This is a genomic window from Rickettsia philipii str. 364D, assembly GCF_000283995.1.
GTDB classification, from domain to species: domain Bacteria; phylum Pseudomonadota; class Alphaproteobacteria; order Rickettsiales; family Rickettsiaceae; genus Rickettsia; species Rickettsia rickettsii.
Window position 1 is genome coordinate 924905 of record NC_016930.1, and the last position, 22836, is coordinate 947740.

Below are 22836 nucleotides of genomic sequence, written 5' to 3' on the forward strand. Positions count from 1 at the left end.
ACACAACAACGCTGGTCAAACCACAGGACGACATTTATTTTTTCTTTTGACTATTTAATAGCAACATTCAAAACTAATTTAAACCACTTACCTAATAACTCTTGATCCTCCATAATTTCAGGTAACACTTTCCAATATTATAGAGTTACAAGTTTACCTTTACTTTGATATACAAATGACTCAGAACCGAAAGATTGAAAATATTCATAAGTGTTTAGGTCTAACTTAAAATATAATTCATTGCTCTTAATAATTCCTATCATAACACCACCCTTATATATACCATACCCACCAAACATTACACGAACGACTACTGAACCATATTGGTTCTAACAATTCTTTGACATATTCAGTAAATGCATTTTGGTTCATAATAATCGCTTTAAATACAACAAACCATAAATAAACGTACCTAATATAATAAACAATGGAGTTAAAGGTAAATCAAAGTAGAAAGAGCTAAATGCAGCACAAAAATTAATAAATAAAGATATAAGAATTGATATTATAATCATCTGGGAGGGGCTATATGCTACAAACCGTGCAATCATTGCAGGAATAAGTAAAATAGCAGTTACCATAAGTACTCCGACAATCTTTATAGCAGAAAATACCGATAATGAGAGAAGAAGTAAAAATATTAGCTCAATAATATTAACCTTTAAGCCTTTTATGACGGCAATATCTCTATTGATAATGATAAGAAGAATTTGATTATAAAAATATACTATAAAGCCTATAATAGTTATGAGCACTATTGCAAGTATCATCAAATCATTAAAAGATACGGATAAAATATCCCCAAACAACAAATTCACTATATTATTCTGCAAAGAAGTAAAATAATTAATAACTAAAGCAACAGCTAGCATAAAGCTAGAAATCAAATTAATAACTGCGTTTTTTTCAGAATTATTTTTAAAAATAAACACAAAAAACGAAAAAAGAATTGCAACTATTATGCCTGAATATATTAATGGAACATGTGCTATAATACTTATACTAGCCACTAAAAAACTACTATGAGCAAGCCCGTCACCGAAATAAATATATCTCTTCCATAGGGCAATGCAGCCAAGCGGGGCAAATATGCAGCTAATTAAAATTAAGGCTAGTATTATTAAAGTCATCTGAGTATATTATATATGTTTGTTGTATGGCCTCTTGTTATCCCGTGGCTTGACCACGGGATCCACTAAAGTTCTTAGGCTGTACTTATGGAGCCCGTGGTCAAGCCACGGGATAACATTGGAAAGAATCATAGACTATGTCTTCAATCGATAAAAAAGAATTAGAAAAATTTGAGAAAATTTCTCATAATTGGTGGAATAAGGACGGAGAATTCGGCATCTTACACCGAATAAACCCTATTCGCCTTGAATATATAATAGAGAAAATAACTACGCATTACAATAGACACCTTTCCAAACTCGCTTATAGAGAGGAATTTGTAGGAAACATGCAGCACAGCACTGCAGCGTACGCTTTGGTACGTGAGGATGCAAGCAGCAGATTGATACACAAATTACCTCTAGAAGTAGAGTTTGAAAAGATGTCTAACGATATTTCTAAATTAGAAATATTAGACGTCGGTTGCGGTGGAGGGTTAATTGCAACGCCTTTAGCGGCTCAAGGTTTTAACGTTACAGCCATTGATGCACTGCAAAGTAATATTGAAACGGCAACTGCTTATGCTAAGGCAAACGGCGTAAAGATAAATTATTTACAATCTACTATAGAAGAATTAGAAAGTGACAAGCTATATGATGTGGTAATTTGTCTTGAGGTTATTGAACACGTAGCAAACGTACAGCAATTTATACTAAATTTGGTGAAGCATATTAAGCCAAACGGTATGGCAATAATTTCTACGATTAACCGTACTAAAAAAGCTTATATACTTGGAATAATAGTTGCCGAATATATTTTAGGTTGGGTACCAAAAAACACTCATGATTATAGCAAATTCCTAAAACCGTTGGAAATTTACGAAATGCTTACGGATACCAAAATTGAAATTCAAGAGCTGAAAGGCTTGGTATATGATCTGGCTAAAAATGAGTGGAAATTAAGCGATGATATAGATGTAAATTATTTTATGTGTTTGGGGAGAAAGAGTATGTGTTATCCTAGCTAACTTGATCAGCCTTGTGACATGAATACCGAATCGTCATTGCGAGCGACTGTAAGGAGCGTGACAATCCAGAAAAATAATAAAAAAATGCTAACTTTGAGCATTTTTTACTGGATTGCTTCGTCAATTGCTATGCACTTTCCTCGCAATGACGCAAAAACTGATCCATACAACACAGCCAACTTGATCGCGGGATCCAGTTAAACATACTAATAATATTAGTATGTTTAGTTGTTTTCTGGATACCGTGGCAAGCCACGGTATGACACAGTTCTTAGTATATATTTAAAAAAGATAATAAATGAATAATAACGTAATTACTAGATTTGCTCCGTCACCGACAGGGTTTTTACATATAGGTTCGGCAAGAACCGCCCTTTTTAATTATTTGTTCGCAAGGCATCATAACGGTAAGTTCTTGCTTCGCATTGAAGACACTGATAAAGAAAGGTCAACTAAAGAAGCGGTAGAAGCTATATTCTCAGGTCTAAAATGGCTAGGGCTTGATTGGAACGGTGAGGTTATATTCCAGTCTAAACGTAATAATCTTTACAAAGAAGCTGCACTAAAATTACTGCAAAACGGTAAAGCATATTATTGTTTTACTCGCCAAGAAGAAATAGAAAGACAGCGACAACAAGCTTTAGAAAATAAACAGCATTTTATTTTTAATAGCGAGTGGCGTGACAAAGATCCATCTATCTATCCTACTGATATTAAGCCGGTAATACGTCTAAAAACTCCAAGAGAGGGTAGCATAACAATTCATGACACTTTACAAGGTGAGGTAGTAATTGAAAACTCTCATATAGACGATATGGTACTATTAAGAGCAGACGGCACTGCTACTTACATGCTAGCCGTTGTAGTGGACGATCATGATATGGGTATAACTCATATTATTAGAGGTAACGATCATTTAACCAATGCAGCAAGGCAACTCGCTATTTATCAGGCTTTCGGATATGCAGTACCGAGCATGACTCATATACCGTTAATTCATGGAGCAGACGGAGCAAAATTATCCAAAAGGCATGGAGCATTAGGCATTGAAGCTTATAAGGATATGGGGTATTTACCGGAAAGTTTGTGCAATTATTTACTGCGTCTTGGATGGAGTCACGGCGATGATGAAATTATCTCAATGACTCAGGCTATAGACTGGTTTAATCTTGATTCACTCGGTAAATCACCTGCTAAGCTTGATTTTGCTAAGATGAATAGCCTTAACTCTCATTACTTAAGAATGCTTGACAATGATAGCTTAACTTCAAAGATTGTAGAGATATTGGAACAAAATTATAATAAACTTCTTCAGAAGCTCGCTTATAGGGAGGAATTTGGAGGAAACACGGAACGCAGCACCACAGCGTATATAGACATACGTGAGGATGCGAGTACCGGATTGACGTACAAATTACCCCTAGCAGTAGAGTTGCCGAAAAAGTTTAAGGTTAGTGAGCAGGAAATAGGCTATATCAAACAAGCAATGCCAAGCTTGTTAGTTAGAAGTGAAACATTACTAGAACTAACACGCCTTGCTCAAATTTATCTAGTAGATTCGCCTATCATCTACAGCCAAGATTCAAAAGAAATTATAGAAAATTGCGATAAGAATTTAATCAAACAAATTATAGAAAACTTAAGCGAACTTGAGCAGTTTGATAAGGAATCCGTACAGAATAAATTTAAAGAAATAGCAGCAGCAAACGACTTAAAGCTGAATGACATTATGAAACCGGTAAGAGCTTTAATAACAGGTATGACTGCATCACCTAGCGTATTTGAGATTGCAGAAATTTTAGGAAAAGAAAATATTTTAAAAAGGTTAAAAATTATATGAAAGATTGTATAAAAAAAATTGCTTTTATTTTTAGTGGATTATTTATAATAACCGGCACTTTTGTTTTGTATAGCATAGAAAACGTCAACGCATCAACAGCACCAAAAAAGTACGGAGCTTGGACTTTAAGTTGTACTCTTAATAATGAGAAAAAACAACTTTGCTTCTTATCACAACAAATTAATAATCTAGAGAAAGATAAAGAAAAGGAAATATTAGCCATTTATCACATAGGTTATTTCAATGGGGAACAAGAAAAACAGGAATTAAAAATAATAGAAATAGTCCCGTCAAATGTTCAAATTCCGGCAGGTACAGTTATTAATAGCGGTGACAAACGAATAGCAGCCGGAAAATACGTAAATTGTACAGTAAACGGCTGTCAGGCTTTAGCTATTATTACAAAAGACGATCTAGACATGATTTTATCAAACGATAATTATATAGAACTAATTACCGCAGACGGCAAACAAGCTAAAATTTCATTTATAAAAGACGGCTTAAAGGAAGGCCTAAAAGCTTTAAGTAGATAGTAACGCAAGAATTTAAGCATTGTTGCTGCGAGCAACTGAAAGGAGCGTGGCAATCTCAAGATTTTGGTCCGAGATTGCTTTGTCAAAATTTTTAATTTTTCCTTGCAATGACGACTTGGGTATCCGCACAACAAAGCTTTGAGTCGCTTAGCGCATAACCACGCGCTACTAAGTTGCTTTAAAGCTTAATTAAGCATCGTGATGATGGTGTCCATGTCCAGCCCTTCACCGCCTAAACTTGCTTCATATTCAAGAACCCATTATTGATGAAATGCCATGCCGGTCAGCGACTATCCATCTCTCTAAAAGAACGCGAAACCGCTCTTCTCTTTCCAGAAGAATTATTGAGTGATCAGTATAAGCAGGTAATGGATGGCTCCAAAATGGCTTTTCTTGGCTTATATTTTCAAAAAATGTCTTAAGCTCATTAAAAGTTAGTCTTTGAGAAAAATCATTAGGATAATCAGTGATCGCATATGTATAATAACCACGTGTTTTATGTGCCATGGTATAACCCCAATGTATATCAAACTTGTCACCGACTTTTACTTTATGAACATGATGGTGCTTGCTTCTATCTCTCCAATCAAATGTTTTGTCAGATGAAAATTGTCACATTTCTGCATTAGTATAATTAACAGAATCTCTCTTATCTTCTTTTCCAACGCTAAGAAGATGTCCCTCTTTAATTTATACTAATTCAGCTAATAGTTATACTTACGAATAACTAAACACCAATTAAAGCAATAAACTTAATGAAGTTCTATTAATATTTCTAATTAATTTGCTATTTTTAGTAAATATTAATAAAACCCAGCTTTAGTTGATATTAATAGGAAAAATTAAGCTTGTGGCGAGCTTCGCACTACCCCCTACCCTATTATTTTATCTTTTATCCTTTAGATTGCTTTTAGAACCTAATTTTTTAAGTTTTATATATAAAATTTAAATTATCTTATTTTAGTCTTTCTTAACTGTATAAATTATAAGATTTTTTTAAAATAAGAATAGTAATTTTCTAAAACCTTACTAATTTTAGTTAGCATAGTTTAACCAACCAAAAGCTAGAAACTGTTATTACTAATTTTTTAAATTAAACGAATATAGATTAACCTTGCCTATAACTACAACAAGAAATCTATTCTTAATAATTAAAGCGTAAAACCGCTTAAAACCTTTTGATCATCCTATATAAGGCTGTTAACAAAATAACTTTAATTGATAATTAAAGAGATTTTTACAGTAATAAATATCCCTATTTCAAAAAAATCTTATAATTTGTAGTTAAAAAGAATTTAATGAGCTTTAAAATTATTTTGTTAACAGTCTCATAGGATAAATACCAAAGGTTGAGCTATTATAATGAATTAAAAAATATTTGCAGTCATTTATTGAAATAATTACAAGAAATTCTATATTTTATTTTTTTAGGAAGAGTTTTATTAAAGAGTTTATTTTCACATTAAGCAAAGAATCGCTTTAAAACCCATTTGTTGCATAAATCAGTTGTGTCCTACTGCGACTTTTAATAATGTGTTGTACAGCACGTTGTTAAAATCGTCATTGCGGAGCAGGGCATTGCCTGCGTGGACTAGTTTCTCAATTGTCATCCTGCGAGCTTGTAGCAGAATCCAGTTTAAAATGCTAATATTATTAGTATTTTTTCTGGATACCATGGTTAAGCCATGATATGACATTGAACAGGTTTTGCGGTCCACGCAACAATGCCTCCTTACAATGAGGGGAACAAGCAATACAACACAACGGGTTTATTAGATCTATTGCATAACCTATCTTATAGAGATATAGACTTAGAAATCCATACCGCCCATGCCTCCCATACCGCCACGCATTGGCATTGGCTCTGCCTTATCAGAAGGTTCGTCAACAATTAAAGTTTCCGTGGTAATAATTAACGAAGCAACGGAAGCAGCATCTTGAAGTGCAGTACGCACTACTTTAGCCGGATCAATAATTCCTGCTTTAATCATATCGACATATTGCATATCTTGAGCATTAAAGCCATAATTTTTATCCTTATGTTCTAGTAATTTACCAACTACTACGCCACCGTTTTCACCGGCATTTTCAACAATCTGTTTTAACGGATCCTTTAAAGCTTCTATTACTATTTCAATACCAGCTTGTTGATCCTTATTCTCTACTTTAAGCTTTGTTAAAGGTTGTGATGCATGAAGTAATGTTACACCGCCACCGGCAACAACACCTTCCTCAACTGCCGCTCTTGTAGCAGCAAGTGCATCTTCAACACGATCTTTACGCTCTTTCACTTCAACTTCCGTAGCACCGCCAACCTTTAATACGGCAACACCGCCGGAAAGTTTAGCTAAACGCTCTTGCAGTTTTTCTTTATCATAATCAGAAGTAGTTTCAGCTATTTGAGATTTAATTTGTAATACTCTATCTTCAATATTTTTCTTATCACCGTTACCGTCAACAATTACGGTATTTTCTTTAGAAATTGTTACTCTTTTTGCTGTCCCTAGACTCTTAATACTCACATTTTCAAGCTTCATACCTAAATCTTCAGTAATAAGCTCACCTTTAGTTAGGATAGCAATATCTTCCATCATTGCTTTTCTTCTATCGCCAAAACCGGGAGCTTTTACTGCCGCAACTTTTAAACCACCACGTAATCTATTGACTACAAGCGTTGCAAGAGCTTCGCCCTCAACATCCTCAGCAATAATTAATAGCGGACGTTGTGATTGTACTACAGCCTCAAGTATAGGTAACATCGGTTGTAAATTTGATAATTTTTTCTCAAATAGTAAAATGAAAGGATTTTCAAGCTCAGCAACCATTTTCTCGGAATTCGTTACAAAATACGGTGATAGATAACCTCTATCAAACATCATACCTTTAACTACTTCAACATCGAAGCTAAAATTCTTTGCTTCTTCAACGGTTATCACGCCTTCTTTACCGACTTCCTCCATTGCCTTAGCAATTTTCTCACCGATTTCCTTATCACCGTTTGAAGAGATAGTACCGACTTGTGCGATTTCCTCTTGGCTATTGATTTTTTTACTGGATTTTTTAATTTCTTCTACTACTGCGTTTACCGCTAAATCCATACCACGCTTTAAATCCATAGGATTATAACCGGCAGCTACTAGCTTATTACCCTCACGAGCCAAAGCTCTAGCAAGTACCGTAGCTGTAGTAGTACCATCACCGGCTACTTCTGCAGCTTTTGTAGCAGCTGATTTTAATAGCTGAGCTCCCGCATTTCTAATTTTATCTTTTAACTCGATCGATTTTGCAACCGTCACACCATCTTTTGTAATTTTCGGTGAACCGAATGATTGCTCTATAAGTACATTTCTGCCTTTTGGACCTAAAGTAACTTTTACTGCATCTGCAAGTATATCAATGCCTTCTAACATTTGCTCACGAGCTTTTGAGCCGTGTTTAATAAGTTTTGTTGCCATATTTAATTTCTCCTTAAAAACAAATAATTAATTAATAATACCAAATACGTCGCTTTCTTTCATAACGATCAGTTTTGTGCCTTTAATTTCAATTTCGGTACCTGCCCATTTACCGTATAAAACTTTATCGCCTACTTTTAGCTCTAAAGGATGAATTTCGCCTTTTTGATTACGAATACCATTACCTACGGCTACTACTTCACCTTGCATCGGCTTTTCTTTTACAGTATCCGGAATAATAATTCCACCTTTAGTTTTTTCTTCTTGTTCGATAGGCTTTATTGCAATTCTATCATGTAATGGTTTAAAAGACATTTTAACCTCCAATTATTAAATCTTTAAATGTACATACTATATATATTTTATTTTTGTTAGTTCAAGGGGCAAGAATAAATTTTTTTTATTAGAGGTCTATTCTTTCTCAAAATCCTCTAAACTAGTGCCGTGTTTAGTTTTACTCCATTTCAAATTCACAGGACAGAAAATTATTTCAAATACTGCTTTATATGAAGCTACAGTATGTAATATAAAATAACTAGCCCATAAGCTCAAAGCTACTATATCCTGAAATTTTACTTTTCCGCTTTTTAAAGAATTTTTTAATATATACAGAGCTGTACCATATAGATATAAAAGCGAAAAAATACTATTAATAAGCCATAAATAATTAATTATAGAATTTTTATTTATAACAATAGAAAATATTATAAAGGGTAAACTCCAAAATTATAAGTAGATAAGGAACACATACATTGTTATTACTTGCAATAAAGTAAACTTTTGGCATTTATCTTTTTGTGCTTTAAATACCAAAAATGTTTCAAAAAGCCTTGAATCCAATGTGATCTTTGATTTAGCCAATTACCTAAACTATTCGGAACCTCTTCTAGAGTATAGGAATCACGAATAGCTACTTTATAGTTCTGTGAGTAAATTCTTATACCAAGCTCGGCATCTTCTGTTACATTATAAGAATCCCATCCGCCAAGCTTATTTAATATATCCGTTTTAAAATGATTACTAGTACCCCCAAGAGGTGTAGGAAGTTTTAGTAAACTTAATCCTTTCAAGATATATTCAAACCATAAACTATATTCTATATTAAACATTTTTGAGAATAGGTTAAAATATTCTCATTTTTATTATAAAAATTAAGCTTAACTTGAAGACAAGAATATTCTAGAGGTAAGTTTTTAAACATTGCTAGAGCTTTAAGTAGCTGTTCAGGTTTATCTTCAGCATCATATACTACTAGATACTCACCACGTGAATATTCTAGAGCATAATTAAGGGCTTGCGGCTTTTAGTTCTTGGTAGACTTTTCAGAACAGATATAACATGAAAATAAGACGGTAAATTATATATTTCTTTAATCATTAGATAATCGTCATCTTCGATAATCATTTTAACGCCTAGCTTATCTTTTGGATAATTAATTAATGAAATATTTTTAATTATTGACCTTAACTTACTTAATTCTATAACGGTACTAAAACTGTATAAACCGGTAAAGCTTTCTCCTCATTTTGAAAAATTTGTGATTCCACCGAATGATTTTTAGTACTACTTGTTTTGTGAAGCGATTCCACCTCTATCATCCCGCGACTTGATCGCGGGATCCAGTTAAAAATACTAATATTAGTATTTTTAATTATTTTCTGGATACCGTGGTCAAACCACGGTATGACACCGAATACGCTTTTCAATCCATGCAACCCTTACCGAAGGCGATGCTCTTACTACCCTTATACATAACAGAGATTTTAAAATATTTTGCAAACAATAGCTTATATTATTAACAACATGAAATAAAACCGGCAGATAAATCAATGTGGCTATAAACACGACGAAAAATATTATTATTTTATTGGTATAATTAATATTCTTAGCAATAATCGGCCCGACTTTAAATTCAAGAGCATATTTTGCTTTGATACTAGTTAAATAGGCGAAATTTTTTTCTAATAATTTATAAAAATAATATTTCTTGATCAGCATTATAGAGCTAAAAATATTATTATTACTAAACAATATTTTTAGATCTATTTATAGCAGTTATTGTATTACTATGAACATCGTCATATATACAATAACCATTCACTACATAGGCTTGTATATAAGAATAATTATAAATTTTAATATAAGAAATATTGCTTATTAGCAGCAATATTCCATTTTCATATAATATATCAATCATTATCTCATTATCGATAATTGCTTCTTCGATCATAGCTTTTAAACTATTAGCTTGTTTTTTACCTAATAAATTTTTATCTCTGATTATCTGTAATATTATACCTTCATTTATACATCTAACCATGCTGAAAATTTATACCTGATATTTTATATTTCTTAATTTGAAAGACTGTGATCCCAAAAATGACCGATTTGAGCAGTTAACAAGTTTCTATTCTCTTTACCAAAATTAATTATCTTTACAATTCCTAACTGCTCATAAACTGAACTATCATATACATAACCGTAATTTTGCCGAGTATGGTATTTTGTAAAACTTGTAAGCATTATGCCGTTTTTAAATTTAATCCCTTCACAAATAGAAAAATTACATCTTCTTAGAACCAATATTAATTGAATGTCCAAAGCTAAATATATTGTGATTAAAAATAATAACAGGGCGGATATTTTTAGACATTCCCATTAGTAAAGATATCTCGCCTAAAAAATCTTCTTTAAGTTTTTTACGCTTACTCATTAAAATTTTAGGCTGAGCCGCAATAACAAAATCTTTATCTTCAAATAGCTTCAATTTATAGTAAATAGAAGCATCCGTGCTTATGTTTTTTTCATTCAAAAATTTATCTTCTTTGTACAAAAAATGTACTCCAATATTTTGATTATCGGTAATACCGTATTCTACAGTACTACTTACAAAGTGCTCATATTGATCAGAGGATAATTCTACTAATAAGGCATAATAGACAATAATATAATCTTAATACCATAGCCGCTTAAATTTAAAAAATACACTATAATAGCAATTATAAATTGAGTAAAGAGCTAGGTTAAAAAATTTTTAATTGAAGTAGTATATGGCATATTGTAGTAATGATTTTATAACTTAAAATTCATTCAAAGAGGAAAATATGAAAGATCCAAAATATAGAACTATTACTTTTACCGAAGAAAGTAGAACAGCAAATATTAACATATCCCCTCAATAAAATAACAATTGGCGCTAATCAGCGTGTTACGTTTGAAAGCCTAGGCAATGTTGCGGAATTAATCTTAGGACTACATAGTAGTGTTAAAGTAACAGATCTTAATCATAAGGTATTTATAAATAATACCCGAGATAAGATAATTATATTATCAGGTGAACATATTGCTTTTCATGATAATCCATACGCTTAATAAATACGTTCTTCTCGTGGAAGATTGGTTGCGTGGATACATGCACCGTCATTGCGAGGAGCAAAGCGATGCGGCAATCCAGAGCAATAATAAAAAAATACTATAAATTAGCATTTTTTGCAATGACGGGAACACTGATCCACTTAGCAACTTTCTAAGACCCAAGCAGTACCTGATTTTGTAGTTTAAATAATTCCGCAGCTCCGCCTTTAGCAAGTTTTAACATTGCTAAAAACTGCTCTTCGGAAAAAGGATTTTTCTCTGCCGTGCCTTGTACTTCGATTAAATTACCGTTACCTGCAAACACAAAATTACTATCCACGTCCGCATCACTATCTTCTAAATAATCCAAATCTAGTATCACCTCACCTTTATATATACCGCAAGAAATAGCTGCAATTTGACTAATTAACGGGTTCACCTTTAAAACTCTCTTTTTCATCAAGGACCTAATAGCTAGGTGCAATGCTACGTAGCTCCCTGTTATTGCTGCAGTTCTAGTACCGCCGTCAGCATTAATAACATCACAATCTATGATAATTTGCCTCTCGCCTAGTTTCCTCACATCAATTACACATCGCATCGCCCTACCTATTAAACGCTGTATCTCTTGCGTTCTTCCGCCTTGTTGCCCAAGTGCCGCTTCTCTTTTAATACGCTGTGATGTAGAACCGGGAAGCATACCGTACTCGGCAGTAATCCAGCCTTGATTTTGTCCCCTCAAGAATGGCGGTACGGTAGTTTCACAAGTAGCACTACACATGACATGTGTATTACCGATTTTAATAAGACATGAACCTTCCGCATTAATAAGCGGGGATAATTCTAATGAAATAGGACGTAATTGGTTACTTTTTCTTCCTGACTGTCTCATAATACAATTTGTACTCCATAAGTAAAAATAAATAGTAAAGTTTAATGTGGAAAAGAGTAAGGAGTTTCATATTTTTTGACCGCAGCATACATACTAGTACGTGAGGATAAAAAAATACGAAACAACGACACCAATTTTTCAAATTAAACGAGTATACCATTGAAAAAATTTTTATTATATCTATATATACCTCAAAAAAGAAATAAATATAAAGTAAATAATATGATAGACGATAATATAGAAAATAATGAACAAACAATAAATGATATTGCTGAAGAGATAGTTGAAACAGCAAATCCGGAGGTAACAGCGTTAAAAGCCGAGATTGAAGAGCTAAAAGATAAGCTAATAAGAACTACTGCTGAAATAGACAATACAAGAAAGCGTTTAGAAAAAGCACGTGACGAAGCAAAAGATTATGCAATTGCTACATTTGCTAAAGAACTACTAAATGTTAGTGATAATCTTTCAAGAGCATTAGCACATAAACCGGCAAATTCTGATGTAGAAGTCACAAATATTATTGCAGGCGTTCAGATGACTAAAGACGAGCTAGACAAAGTCTTTCATAAACATCATATTGAAGAAATAAAGCCGGAAATAGGATCAATGTTCGACTATAATTTACATAATGCAATTGCACAGATAGAACATCCTGATCATGCACCGAATAGTATTATTACTTTAATGCAATCAGGATATAAAATTAGAGATAGACTACTGCGTCCTGCTACCGTACAAGTAGTTAAAAAACCTTAATGCTCGATCAACTTCAAAAATTGGCGTCGTCGTTTTACAAGACACGTATTAAGTATACGCTGTGACCTTCGCCTTGTGAACTCCTAGCTCTTTTTGCAGTTGATCTTCGTATAGAAAATGAGGAAAGTAATAATGAATAGAACCGTTATATTTTGGCTAGTTTTTTTAGGGCTTTTTATCAGCGGTTTTATGCTAATTTCAGACGCAATAAAACCATTTTTTATCGCATTTATAATATCTTACTTACTACAGCCTGCTATAGGTTTTATCGCATCAAAATTTAAAATATCAAATAAATTTGCATCAAGCATAATTTATCTGATATTTTTGAGCATATTTTTCTTAAGCTTAACTATTTTAGTGCCGATAATTTATGGACAAATTTTTACTTTTATAAATAATATTCCAAAATATAACAATTATTTACAGGCAGAAATATTACCGCCTATAATGGTAAAAATTTATTCGATAGAACCTGATATTGCCGATAAAATCAAGAATTCTTTAAGCAATTTTATAAATAGTATATTTACTATACTTGGCAGTATTGCTAATAATTTTTGGCGTTATACTATTATAACTATTAACATATTTGTTTTATTTTTACTTATACCTATAATATTATTCTATTTCCTACGTGATTGGGCTAAAATTATTGCAAACATGAAATCATTATTACCTATAAAAACCCGACCGAAAATCCTTGAAATATTATCGGCAATTAATAATCTGTTATCTGCTTACATAAGAGGACAGCTAAATATTTGCTTATTATTATCTACTTATTATAGTATTGCATTTACCGTAATAGGTATTGATCTCGCTCTTTTACTTGGCATTTTAACAGGATTTTTAGTTATTATTCCTTTCCTTGGTACTTTTATATCATTTCTTTTAACTCTAATTATCGGCTATTTAACTTTTGGTGTAACTACTAAATTACTATATATAATGATAATTTATCTAGTTGGAAATATTTGCGAGTCTTATATTTTCACCCCTAAAATTATCGGTGATAAAATAGGGTTGCATCCTCTTTGGATTATATTCTCAATTTTTGCCTGCGGCAGTTTATTTGGAATTATTGGAATATTTTTTGCTATACCGATTGCAGGGATTACAAAAATTTTACTTTTGAATCTAATTAAATTTTATCAATCTAGCCAATTCTATCGAATAGACGACTAAAAAATTTTTATAACAGTGCAGCAATATATATTTCGTTTTACTACTTCTAGTAAATATCATCCTGATGAATTTATTGTTTCTAGTTCTAACGATCAAGCTTATAATATTATAAAAAATTGGCAGTGCGGCTTTGGCGTTAACCCTTATAAATTTACTTTATTAATTAAAGGCCCTTCTTCATCAGGCAAAACTTATTTAACCAAAATATGGCAAAATTTAAGCAATGCCTATATTATTAAAGATATTTTTTTTAATGAAGAAATTTCAGAAAAATATAATGCTTTCATCATTGACGATATTGAAAACTGGCAAGAGCCGACATTACTTCATATATTTAATATTATTAACGAAAAACAAAAATATCTTTTACTTACCGCATCTGATAAAAGCAGAAATTTTACTTTACCCGATTTATCTTCACGTATTAAATCAGTACTTAGTATTCTATTAAACTCACCTGACGATGAATTAATCAAAATTCTAATATTTAAGCATTTTGCTATTGCTTCGGTAACAATATCCCGACAAATAATAGATTTTCTTTTAGTAAATTTGCCTAGGGAATATTCGAAAATTATAGAAATATTAGACAATATTAACTATTTTGCTTTAATTTCCAAAAGAAAAATCACAACTTCATTAGTCAAAGAAGTTTTAAATAAGTATAATCATAAAACATTGTAACTTTTGCCTTGAATTTATAGACTTGAAATCGTCTCAATATAACCTTTCTATAAATTAACTTTTTAGAAAAAATTGTGTTGGGATACGAAAAAAAACAAAAAAGTTTAAACAGAGAACAAAAACGGGCTATAGGCATAGGCTTACTATCTATAGGTACTTTTTGAGAATATTTTGATCTTATGCTATATGTTCATATGGCAGTACTAATTGATGAGCTTTTCTTTCCGCAATATGATACTCACGTTAATCGACTTCTTGCAGTTTTTTCTTTTTGTTCTACTTTTATTTTTAGACCCTCTTAGGAGCTTTATTATTTGGCTGATAATATAGGTCGGAAATCCACAGTCATTATTACCACTATTTTAATGTCATTTTCTTGAATCGTTATGGTTAATCTTCCTACTTATGCCTAAGTAGGTGCTAGTGCCGCCTGCATAGTAACAATATGCCGTATAGTGCAAGGTATGTCATCCATGGGAGCAAGAGTAGGAGCAGAATTATATTTAACGGAATCTGTTGGAGTTCTTAAACGCTTTCCTGCCTTAGCATAGGGGTGTGTGCTAGCTTAGGATTAACTGTGGGCCCTTGGCGTAGAAACCTGAGTTACATCCTATGACTTTAATTAGCGTATCGCATTTTGGGTAGGTACAGGAATTGCATTAATAGGTAGTGCTGCTAGGACTACTTTGCGAGAAACACCGGATTTTGTTGATGCTAAGTGTAGAATACAAGAAACGATAAAAGATAGTAATATAATTGATGTAGCAAAGATAACAAATAATCCTGTATGGCAGGAAAAAGTTAATAAGCAGGCTGCAATTTATTATTTTTTAATACAAATTTCTATAGTAGAATTTTTTGTAGCACTAGCACTTACGTGTTTATGCTATAAATGCAATTAGTAATATTTTTAACTTTTCTTCTATCTAGTCCATTAATATTAGATAATATAACGCAAGGTTAGCAAAGTCTCTTAATTCCACTAATTGTAGTGACTTTTTCTCCAAGTGAATCCCCGGCAATGCCAATATTTTACAAAAGTTTTCCGGTTGTAAAACGATTTACCTATGCTAGCTTTATATATGCTTATTCAAGAGCTATGTATGTAATTAGTTCTTTTGGGCTTGTTTATTTAACAGAACGTTTTAATAATTTAGGATTGTTGATGATAGTAATTCCTATTATTATAGGGTATAGCCTCGGTATATCACCTTTTAAAAAGCTAGAAGTTGAAGCAGGAAATTATTATTGAATATAAAAGGCGAAATGCGGCTTGCACGCTTGCAGCTTTTATATAAATTAAATTAGTTATATACTGTATCTTCTTCAGCTAATTCAGTTTTAATTCTTTCAAGCAGAGCAAAAACCTTACAATATTCTTCAAGCTTTGCGTTTATTGTTTGCAGCTCATCTAAAGTACTACTCAAATCTTCTTGTATTAAATAGGTTTCTACAATTTGATTCTGCTCTAATGTTTTAAGCATAATATCTTGTAACAATTTATTATAGTGATTTTCTAACTTAGGTGTATTTGACATAATGATTAATAAATAACTTTGTATTTTAATTAATATATGAATTTTTTAATAATACAATCACTTTTAGTTAGTGTATGTTATTATTTATCTCTCTTTGCTCTATTAACACTAATTCATGATAAAGATTTACCTTAAATTTGCATTTTAAGTAATTTAATTATAGATAATTATTAAAATTTGTTAATAATTATCTATAATGCACCCTAAAACAGATTAAAGGCATACAAATGGAGCGAATAGAATGGCAAGACCTATAAAAAAGAAAAGAAATATGCCACACTCACTAGAAAAGGATTTAGAGATTGTAAAGGCATCATCCAATAATATAGACACAGTAACTAAAAAGCAGCCTCCAATATTTAGAAGTATGGATGATATAGAAGTTATACAAAGGCGTAACTTGGAGCGTATAATTTCTCAAGAAACAGTAAAAAGTAAAGATGATTTATATATAATAGAGCAAGAACGAATACAGCAATTAATGAGTAGAGGCACACACGCCTTAACAACCCATGAACAACACCGCAATACTAATTTATAAAAGTGAGTATAAAGCACAAAATAACTCAAGAACATCCAGTATTATAAATAGTATTAAGACCTCAAAATGGGGTAATATAAAGAAAATAAGCAACGTAACAGGAAAGATTCTTTTTAATAAAACCACAGCTAGCGTACTTGGATTAATAGCAAGTAGTATTATGCTGGCAACTATAGCATGCCACAGCTCCATTTATGTTTGTATCAGCTGCTGCCATGGCAACATCTATAGTAGGTAAAGCCATAATAGATGTAGTACATACTCGCAAGATACGTCTTCTTACACAAGAAAATAAATTATTAGAAAAACATCGTGATGATTTGAGTAAACAACAAGCTCTTCTAAAAATTGATCCAAAGTTAAAAGATATTTTAAAAGATGATTTATATATACATAATGAGCAGCAACAAACGAAAGACAAAAGTAATAAAGGTACTAAATCATTATTTATAGCATCGGTTATAACAAATGTAATAAATAATATAGTAAACGTGGCGGGGATATAAGCATCTATAGTCGGTAATAATGTAGCACAAATAATTTCATCAATAAATATAGGATTACAATCATTAAACGGTTCTAAAGATTCGGTCAATCAGATCCAAGATAGGATAAAGTTAATTAAGGAGCTAAACCATAATATTAATCAAGAAACACAAAAAGCAGATATAGGTAATTATAAAAATATACAAGCATTAGCAGAGATAGGATATAAACACACTATTCAAACTGTAGCATTAAACTCATTACTACAAGATAAGAATTACTTTAGATTTACCGATCAAGAAAAACAACAGCGATTTAATCAGCTTAGTGCAGAAATAACATCACAAAATATAATAGTAGATATACTAAAAGATATAGATAGGGCACATAGTCCTTTTTATAAACAACCGAAACAAATAACTACTCATAAAAGCGTGTTAACAAAAACAGTTGAAAATACAAATACTAACGATCATAAGGAATACAAAACGATACAGTAAAAAAAGAAATTAGAACTAAGCGGCACAGAAAATATAGTAAATAGAATTGGGAAACAATTAATTAATAATACTATTTCTAATAAAAATACAGGTACGCCAAATAATTATATAAAAAGAATTGAAAAAAAAGATTTAGGGTTAATAAGGTAAAATAGGAAATCATCAATAGACTTCTTAGCAAAATTTCCTATTGACTTTTATATAAAACAGTATAATTTCTTTACAATTTAACTTTTGTAAAGAAATTATACTCGGCTATGAGAAAGAACAAAGAAGCTTAACACATAAGCAAAAAGAAGCAATAGGACTATTTATCTATTGGTATATTTCTTGAGTATTGTGACCTAATGCTTTACGTGCATATGGTAATACTTTTAAATGATTTATTTTTGCCTAAGTATGATCCTTTTGTTAATTCACTTCTTAATGCTTTTGCGTTTTGTTCTACTTTCGTTTTTAGACCGGTAGGGGCTATATAATATTTGGTTGGATTAGTGACAATATAGGCAGAAAAGTAACTGTTATTATCACCCAAGCTATTATGGCAATTACTATTACAGCGACTCTTGCTCCTTACTCAGAAATAGGTATAGCTGCTACCTATAGTTATAACATTATGTAGAGTTGCTCAAGGGATCTAATCAATGGGCGAGATTATGGGGGCTCAAATTTACTTAACCGAAATCACAAAACCTCCTACTCAATATTCAAGCGTGGCTATGATTTCACAGCATCTACTGTAGGAGGCGTTGCAGCACTCGGTATAGTATCTATAGTTACCAGCTATAGTTTTAGTTGGCGTATAGCCTTTTGGATGTGAGCAGTTATTGCCGTGATTGGACTAACTGCACGAACTACTTTATAGGAAACTCCTGTATTTGCAGATGCAAAACACCAACTTCAAGAAAGCTTAGCTGATGCTATTGAAAAAAAGGAGATATAAATATTAAAAAATTAAAAAACCATTTTCTGCTACAAGAAAAGGTCAATAAAAAAACCTGTTTAGCTTATTTTTTAATTGAATGTTGCATGGCCTGGTATCATTTTATTTTACCTACTCACATTGTAGTAATATATTAAAAAATACCTTTGGTTACACCAGTGAACAGATCATACATAATAATTTTATTGTCTCAATAGTAAATTTAGGTTCATATATAATATTAACTTATCTATGCTATAAAATATATCCATTAATTCTTATAAAATTTAAGTTATTAATATTTTGGTTATTTGCTTTATCACAATCCTTAATGCATATTTTCTTTTCTCAGGTGATTTAGCTCCTAAAGTCTGTATATTATGGACTCTATCAAAAAATTTTATAAGTGCCGTATTATATCTTTGCTGTTTAATTAATAGATTTAAGCTTTCTTCAGCAGTAATTTTCCCGTAAGGTTTTAATGCGAGTTAGGTCTTCTACATGTTTTGCTACCTCCTGCTCCAAAAATGCCGTTAATCATTTCTTCAGTTAATTCTGTATCCTCAATAGTATCATGAAGTAACGCAGCTTGTAGCATTATTGTATTTAAACAACTATCATTTTACTTTATTAGCTGCTTTAACTTCCACTTCCTCGTACAATTTATACTTTGCTATTTTTTTTTGAAAATCTAGTAAAAATAAAGGCAAAAGTAATAAATAATGCAGAAAAGAATTACAGTAGAATTCAGAAAGGTTCCGACAAGATAAATGTCAAGGCGAGCGAGCTAGGCGTATATTAATATGTGAGCAAAGGCGATAGTACAAAATTCGCTTGTATCAAGCTTTATGAATTATGCTGTATATGAAAGATTCTAAAAACTCGTATGGATCAGGACATTTATTCAGTGTCATACCATGGCTTGTTGACCACGATATAGCATTATTACGCAGATCGATTCCACCCATATCATTCTAGTTCGCTTGACCGCAGGTTCCAAAAACAATCAGCCAAGTAATGTATAATATTAATACGTAACTATGGCTAAAGCAAGATAAAAAAGATATAAACTGTCATACCGGGACTTGTTCCCGGTATCCAGAAAACCTTAAAAAGTTTTGGATGCCGTGGTCAAGCCACGGGATGACAAATTAATAGCATACCATTTTTATTTAACCCTAGCTATATCAATCTCTTCTCGTTTTCTTCTTGTCAACGAATTAACGTAAACTTTATTAGACTTCTTCAGAAATAAGGATTTAGAGAGGAATTTGAAAGAGACACTTCACTTTGAACCGAAGCATACATACTAGTATGTGAGGATGAGTGGTAAGGATCGACATACACATTACCTCTAGAAGTAGAATGTCTGAAGAGGTCTATTGTATGAAACTGAACGTATTTCCTGATTTACACAATAAAAAACTATAACTATAAAGAACCCGGGAATTTAGAAAAAGTACTAAAAAATGCTAAAATTTAGTATTTTTATACTGGATTATTTCGTCAATTACTTTGTAATTTTCTAGCAATGGCATTAAATTATTAACTAATATATACTTAGTTAGAAATGCCATTTCACAAAGATATTGTTTTTCTTGATAGGTTTAACTATTGCAACATTTAAAACTGAAACACTTGAGTTTAAGCTTCATTCATTGTTTGATCGTTGAAATACTAAAAACTTTTGATTGGTGGGCGATGACGGACTCGAACCGCCGACACTCTCGGTGTAAACGAGATACTCTACCAGCTGAGCTAATCGCCCATATTTTTTATTAATTAGTAAAATAACATCATTTATAATCAATAAGAAGTATATAAATAATTTAGCAAAATTTTATTAGTTTTTGCTTTTAAATTACTATAAAGTGTTATTTACTTTCAAACTTTTTATTTGCCTTGATAATCTGCTGATTTTTCTTGAGGCGGTATTTAATTTAATTATATTTTTTTTCACACCTTGCATTACCTTAGACTGAGCAACAGATAAAGCTATGTTAGCATTTTCTTTATTACCAAGACTGATTTCATGTACAACTTTCTTTATAAAAGTTTTTATTGCACTAGATCGTTTTTTATTGATTAGAGTTCTTTTTACTGTTTGTCTAGCAGCTTTTTTTGCTGAAGAATGATTAGCCATCACCGAGTCCCTTATATTTTAATTTTTAATTTCTTCATTAGCATCTTGCTGTATATTTCCTTTAGCATTAATATCTCTATCCACAAATTCAATATATGCTATCGGTGCTAAATCACCATAACGGAATCCGGCTTTTATTATTCTAGTATAACCGCCAGGTCTATCTTTATATCTGGTACCTAAAATATTTATAAGCTTTTCTACTGCTGTTTTATCTTTTATTTTTGATAAAACGCTTCTTCTTACCATTAAATCAGCTTTTTTAGCTTTAGTAATTAGAGTTTCAATATAAGGTCTTAATTCCTTAGCTTTTGGTAAAGTAGTTTTAATTTGTTCATGGGTTACAAGTGCTACAGCCATATTAGCGAGCATTGCTTGCCGATGACTACTTGTTACATTTAACTTTCTGCCTTTAATTTTATGTCGCATTTTTTAGTCCTTAATTATAAGAATCTTCATAACGTTTAGATAATTCCTGCATATTTTCCGGTGGCCAATCCGGTACATCCATACCGAATCTTAAATTAAACTTTGCCAATATTTCTTTAATCTCATTTAAAGATTTTCTACCGAAATTTGGAGTTCTTAGCATATCGGCTTCCGTTCTTTTTACTAGATCCCCTATATATATTATATTATCATTTTTCAAACAATTTGCCGATCTAACCGATAATTCCAATTCATCAACTCTCTTAAGTAAATAAGGTGAAAATGGTAAAGCATCAGTTTTAACTTGCTTATCTTCTTCCTGTTCTTCAAAAGAAATAAATAATTGTAATTGCTCCTGTAAAATACGTGCAGCTAAACCTACAGCCATTTCAGGTAATACAGCACCGTTAGTTTCTACAAACATAATTAATTTATCATAATCGGTAACCTGACCTACCCTAGTATTTTCTACCTTATAAGTAACACTCTTTACCGGATTAAATAAAGCATCTATAGCTATTTCACCAATAGGTAAATTATCCTCATAATTATTTGTGCTAAGTACATATCCTTTACCAACCTTGCAAGTTAATTCCATTTCAAGCTGCTTGTCCTTAGCTAGATCACAAATTACATGATCCGGATTCAGTATTTCTACATCATGACCTGTCTCAATCATACCGGCCGTTACAACACAAGGTCCTGTTGCTTTTAATTTCATGATACGTTTTTCTGCAACATACATTTTTACTTCAATACCTTTAATGTTTAAAATCACTTCTGATACATCTTCTTTTACACCGGGTATAGAAGAAAATTCATGTTCTATAGCAGGGATCTTTATAGACGTGATAGCTGCTCCTTGTAAAGAAGAAAGTAATACTCTTCTCATAGCATTACCGAGTGTTAAACCAAAACCTCTTTCTAAAGGTTCAACTACAATTTTAGCTTTATTATTGGTTTCTGGAAAATTTTCATAAGCAACTTTATTCGGCTTTATTAAAGTATTCCAATTTTTACTTAACGATAACATTTAATACCTATGATTCTCTTATACTCTTCTTCTTTTTGGCGGTCTTACTCCATTATGAGCAATTGACGATACATCTAAAATTGATGTAACCACAAAATTTTGTCCGAATAAAGCTCTCATTGCTGATTCACGCTGAGCCCCCGGTCCTCCAATCCTAATAGAAATAGTTTTTAGACCATATTCTTTTGCTTTTTCCGATGCTCTATCAATTGTTACTTGAGCTGCATAAGGTGTTGCTTTTCTTGCCCCTTTAAACCCATTACCTCCTGCCGATGCAGAAGAAATGGTATTACCTTGGATATCAGTAAATGTTACTATAGTATTATTAAATGATGCTCGGATATGCACAACACCAAGAGTGATAGTTTTTTTCTTTTTCTTAACTTTAACCGTCTGATTCAT

General features: G+C 31.8%; 23 protein-coding genes, 1 tRNA gene and 4 pseudogenes. 11 read left to right on the plus strand and 17 right to left on the minus strand.

All coding sequences use genetic code 11. The annotated features are described in order from the left end of the window. Nucleotides 1–34: 34 nt before the first annotated feature. Nucleotides 35–372 (minus strand): annotated as a pseudogene (locus tag RSA_RS10315) (TfoX/Sxy family protein). Beyond that, nucleotides 369–1130 (minus strand): metal ABC transporter permease, encoded by a 762-nt coding sequence (locus tag RSA_RS04795; RefSeq protein ID WP_004997884.1) that lies wholly within the window; start codon nucleotides 1128–1130, stop codon nucleotides 369–371. The pseudogene RSA_RS10315 and the gene RSA_RS04795 overlap by 4 nt, the downstream one beginning before the upstream one ends. A 137-nt stretch (nucleotides 1131–1267) precedes the next feature. On the opposite strand from RSA_RS04795, the gene ubiG reads away from it, so the two are divergent. The 3 genes from ubiG to RSA_RS04810 all read left to right on the plus strand — a co-directional run bounded on the left by ubiG (nucleotide 1268) and on the right by RSA_RS04810 (nucleotide 4510). Further along, nucleotides 1268–2137: a bifunctional 2-polyprenyl-6-hydroxyphenol methylase/3-demethylubiquinol 3-O-methyltransferase UbiG gene (gene ubiG / locus RSA_RS04800; RefSeq protein WP_014364904.1), complete on the plus strand. Its 870-nt coding sequence runs from the start codon at nucleotides 1268–1270 to the stop codon at nucleotides 2135–2137. A 298-nt stretch (nucleotides 2138–2435) separates the two neighbouring features. Then, the gene (gene gltX, locus RSA_RS04805) at nucleotides 2436–3977 is read left to right on the plus strand and encodes a glutamate--tRNA ligase (protein WP_014364905.1); all 1542 of its coding nucleotides are present in this window, start codon (nucleotides 2436–2438) and stop codon (nucleotides 3975–3977) included. Further along, nucleotides 3974–4510 carry an invasion associated locus B family protein gene (locus RSA_RS04810; protein ID WP_014364906.1) on the plus strand — a complete coding sequence of 179 codons (537 nt, stop codon included), beginning with the start codon at nucleotides 3974–3976 and terminating at the stop codon, nucleotides 4508–4510. The genes gltX and RSA_RS04810 overlap by 4 nt, the downstream gene beginning before the upstream one ends. Before the next feature lie 249 nt (nucleotides 4511–4759). Here the strand turns inward: RSA_RS04810 and RSA_RS04815 are convergent, their stop codons facing one another. From RSA_RS04815 to rph, 8 genes and pseudogenes are all read right to left on the minus strand, one after another. After that, a complete protein-coding gene (locus RSA_RS04815; RefSeq protein ID WP_231284270.1) occupies nucleotides 4760–5035 on the minus strand; it encodes a lytic polysaccharide monooxygenase in 276 nt (91 codons plus the stop codon). A gap of 1286 nt (nucleotides 5036–6321) precedes the next feature. Continuing rightward, nucleotides 6322–7965, minus strand: coding sequence for a chaperonin GroEL (gene groL, locus RSA_RS04820; protein ID WP_012151120.1), 1644 nt, complete (start codon nucleotides 7963–7965; stop codon nucleotides 6322–6324). Nucleotides 7966–7992: 27 nt separating this feature from the next. Further along, nucleotides 7993–8280 carry a co-chaperone GroES gene (locus RSA_RS04825; RefSeq protein ID WP_012151121.1) on the minus strand — a complete coding sequence of 96 codons (288 nt, stop codon included), beginning with the start codon at nucleotides 8278–8280 and terminating at the stop codon, nucleotides 7993–7995. Nucleotides 8281–8723: 443 nt separating this feature from the next. Then, the gene (locus tag RSA_RS09640; protein WP_041472355.1) at nucleotides 8724–9074 is read right to left on the minus strand and encodes a glycosyltransferase family 2 protein; all 351 of its coding nucleotides are present in this window, start codon (nucleotides 9072–9074) and stop codon (nucleotides 8724–8726) included. 369 nt (nucleotides 9075–9443) lie between these two features. After that, complete coding sequence (locus RSA_RS09645; protein ID WP_155813335.1) at nucleotides 9444–9680, minus strand: hypothetical protein; 237 nt, start codon at nucleotides 9678–9680, stop codon at nucleotides 9444–9446. Between the two features lie 308 nt (nucleotides 9681–9988). Beyond that, a complete protein-coding gene (locus RSA_RS09055) occupies nucleotides 9989–10285 on the minus strand; it encodes a hypothetical protein (protein WP_196792861.1) in 297 nt (98 codons plus the stop codon). A 32-nt stretch (nucleotides 10286–10317) separates the two neighbouring features. Continuing rightward, nucleotides 10318–10798, minus strand: a pseudogene (locus tag RSA_RS04840) (hypothetical protein). A gap of 693 nt (nucleotides 10799–11491) precedes the next feature. Then, the gene (gene rph / locus RSA_RS04845) at nucleotides 11492–12211 is read right to left on the minus strand and encodes a ribonuclease PH (RefSeq protein WP_012151123.1); all 720 of its coding nucleotides are present in this window, start codon (nucleotides 12209–12211) and stop codon (nucleotides 11492–11494) included. Between the two features lie 222 nt (nucleotides 12212–12433). Here rph and grpE point away from each other — a divergent pair, with 222 nt between their 5' ends. The 5 genes from grpE (at nucleotide 12434) to RSA_RS07855 (ending at nucleotide 16094) form a co-directional block, all read left to right on the plus strand. Continuing rightward, entirely contained in the window at nucleotides 12434–12970 is a 537-nt protein-coding gene (grpE, locus tag RSA_RS04850) for a nucleotide exchange factor GrpE (RefSeq protein WP_010977570.1), read from the plus strand. Nucleotides 12971–13102: 132 nt separating this feature from the next. Beyond that, entirely contained in the window at nucleotides 13103–14158 is a 1056-nt protein-coding gene (locus tag RSA_RS04855; protein ID WP_014364908.1) for an AI-2E family transporter, read from the plus strand. Nucleotides 14159–14173: 15 nt separating this feature from the next. Next, on the plus strand, nucleotides 14174–14842 hold the full coding sequence (locus RSA_RS04860; protein ID WP_014363185.1) for an HdaA/DnaA family protein: 669 nt from the start codon (nucleotides 14174–14176) through the stop codon (nucleotides 14840–14842). A gap of 686 nt (nucleotides 14843–15528) precedes the next feature. Continuing rightward, nucleotides 15529–15744 (plus strand): MFS sugar transporter, encoded by a 216-nt coding sequence (locus tag RSA_RS04865; RefSeq protein WP_231284211.1) that lies wholly within the window; start codon nucleotides 15529–15531, stop codon nucleotides 15742–15744. 119 nt (nucleotides 15745–15863) lie between these two features. After that, nucleotides 15864–16094 (plus strand): hypothetical protein, encoded by a 231-nt coding sequence (locus tag RSA_RS07855; protein ID WP_155105207.1) that lies wholly within the window; start codon nucleotides 15864–15866, stop codon nucleotides 16092–16094. Between the two features lie 52 nt (nucleotides 16095–16146). Here the strand turns inward: RSA_RS07855 and RSA_RS04875 are convergent, their stop codons facing one another. Beyond that, a complete protein-coding gene (locus RSA_RS04875; RefSeq protein ID WP_014364910.1) occupies nucleotides 16147–16380 on the minus strand; it encodes a hypothetical protein in 234 nt (77 codons plus the stop codon). Between the two features lie 241 nt (nucleotides 16381–16621). On the opposite strand from RSA_RS04875, the gene RSA_RS04880 reads away from it, so the two are divergent. The 3 genes and pseudogenes from RSA_RS04880 (at nucleotide 16622) to RSA_RS10325 (ending at nucleotide 18386) form a co-directional block, all read left to right on the plus strand. Then, on the plus strand, nucleotides 16622–16921 hold the full coding sequence (locus RSA_RS04880; RefSeq protein ID WP_012151129.1) for a hypothetical protein: 300 nt from the start codon (nucleotides 16622–16624) through the stop codon (nucleotides 16919–16921). A 194-nt stretch (nucleotides 16922–17115) separates the two neighbouring features. Continuing rightward, nucleotides 17116–17427, plus strand: coding sequence for a hypothetical protein (locus RSA_RS07865; protein ID WP_014364912.1), 312 nt, complete (start codon nucleotides 17116–17118; stop codon nucleotides 17425–17427). A 727-nt stretch (nucleotides 17428–18154) separates the two neighbouring features. Continuing rightward, a pseudogene (locus RSA_RS10325) lies at nucleotides 18155–18386 on the plus strand (hypothetical protein). Nucleotides 18387–19122: 736 nt separating this feature from the next. Here the strand turns inward: RSA_RS10325 and RSA_RS10330 are convergent. From RSA_RS10330 to rpsK, 6 genes and pseudogenes are all read right to left on the minus strand, one after another. Then, nucleotides 19123–19433, minus strand: a pseudogene (locus RSA_RS10330) (HD domain-containing protein); the annotation flags it as partial. A gap of 1088 nt (nucleotides 19434–20521) precedes the next feature. Beyond that, nucleotides 20522–20597, minus strand: a tRNA-Val gene (locus RSA_RS04905). Between the two features lie 96 nt (nucleotides 20598–20693). Then, complete coding sequence (gene rpsT, locus RSA_RS04910) at nucleotides 20694–20972, minus strand: 30S ribosomal protein S20 (protein ID WP_014364913.1); 279 nt, start codon at nucleotides 20970–20972, stop codon at nucleotides 20694–20696. Between the two features lie 18 nt (nucleotides 20973–20990). Continuing rightward, a complete protein-coding gene (gene rplQ, locus RSA_RS04915; RefSeq protein ID WP_004997844.1) occupies nucleotides 20991–21401 on the minus strand; it encodes a 50S ribosomal protein L17 in 411 nt (136 codons plus the stop codon). A 10-nt stretch (nucleotides 21402–21411) separates the two neighbouring features. Beyond that, nucleotides 21412–22434, minus strand: coding sequence for a DNA-directed RNA polymerase subunit alpha (locus RSA_RS04920; RefSeq protein ID WP_014364914.1), 1023 nt, complete (start codon nucleotides 22432–22434; stop codon nucleotides 21412–21414). Nucleotides 22435–22452: 18 nt separating this feature from the next. Then, nucleotides 22453–22836, minus strand: a complete 384-nt coding sequence (gene rpsK / locus RSA_RS04925; RefSeq protein WP_008580920.1) for a 30S ribosomal protein S11 — start codon at nucleotides 22834–22836, stop codon at nucleotides 22453–22455.

Bases quoted from the DNA above. Each gene is read 5' to 3' on its own strand.
- ubiG (WP_014364904.1), top strand. From the start codon at position 1,268: ATGTCTTCAATCGATAAAAAAGAATTAGAAAAATTTGAGAAAATTTCT.
- rph (WP_012151123.1), bottom strand. From the start codon at position 12,211: ATGAGACAGTCAGGAAGAAAAAGTAACCAATTACGTCCTATTTCATTA.
- RSA_RS04795 (WP_004997884.1), bottom strand. From the start codon at position 1,130: ATGACTTTAATAATACTAGCCTTAATTTTAATTAGCTGCATATTTGCC.
- grpE (WP_010977570.1), top strand. From the start codon at position 12,434: ATGATAGACGATAATATAGAAAATAATGAACAAACAATAAATGATATT.
- rplQ (WP_004997844.1), bottom strand. From the start codon at position 21,401: ATGCGACATAAAATTAAAGGCAGAAAGTTAAATGTAACAAGTAGTCAT.
- RSA_RS04880 (WP_012151129.1), top strand. From the start codon at position 16,622: ATGGCAAGACCTATAAAAAAGAAAAGAAATATGCCACACTCACTAGAA.
- RSA_RS04920 (WP_014364914.1), bottom strand. From the start codon at position 22,434: ATGTTATCGTTAAGTAAAAATTGGAATACTTTAATAAAGCCGAATAAA.
- gltX (WP_014364905.1), top strand. From the start codon at position 2,436: ATGAATAATAACGTAATTACTAGATTTGCTCCGTCACCGACAGGGTTT.
- RSA_RS07865 (WP_014364912.1), top strand. From the start codon at position 17,116: ATGTTTGTATCAGCTGCTGCCATGGCAACATCTATAGTAGGTAAAGCC.
- RSA_RS04875 (WP_014364910.1), bottom strand. From the start codon at position 16,380: ATGTCAAATACACCTAAGTTAGAAAATCACTATAATAAATTGTTACAA.
- RSA_RS04825 (WP_012151121.1), bottom strand. From the start codon at position 8,280: ATGTCTTTTAAACCATTACATGATAGAATTGCAATAAAGCCTATCGAA.
- RSA_RS04810 (WP_014364906.1), top strand. From the start codon at position 3,974: ATGAAAGATTGTATAAAAAAAATTGCTTTTATTTTTAGTGGATTATTT.
- groL (WP_012151120.1), bottom strand. From the start codon at position 7,965: ATGGCAACAAAACTTATTAAACACGGCTCAAAAGCTCGTGAGCAAATG.
- RSA_RS09640 (WP_041472355.1), bottom strand. From the start codon at position 9,074: ATGTTTAATATAGAATATAGTTTATGGTTTGAATATATCTTGAAAGGA.
- rpsT (WP_014364913.1), bottom strand. From the start codon at position 20,972: ATGGCTAATCATTCTTCAGCAAAAAAAGCTGCTAGACAAACAGTAAAA.
- RSA_RS09055 (WP_196792861.1), bottom strand. From the start codon at position 10,285: ATGGTTAGATGTATAAATGAAGGTATAATATTACAGATAATCAGAGAT.
- RSA_RS07855 (WP_155105207.1), top strand. From the start codon at position 15,864: ATGCCAATATTTTACAAAAGTTTTCCGGTTGTAAAACGATTTACCTAT.
- rpsK (WP_008580920.1), bottom strand. From the start codon at position 22,836: ATGAATCAGACGGTTAAAGTTAAGAAAAAGAAAAAAACTATCACTCTT.
- RSA_RS04855 (WP_014364908.1), top strand. From the start codon at position 13,103: ATGAATAGAACCGTTATATTTTGGCTAGTTTTTTTAGGGCTTTTTATC.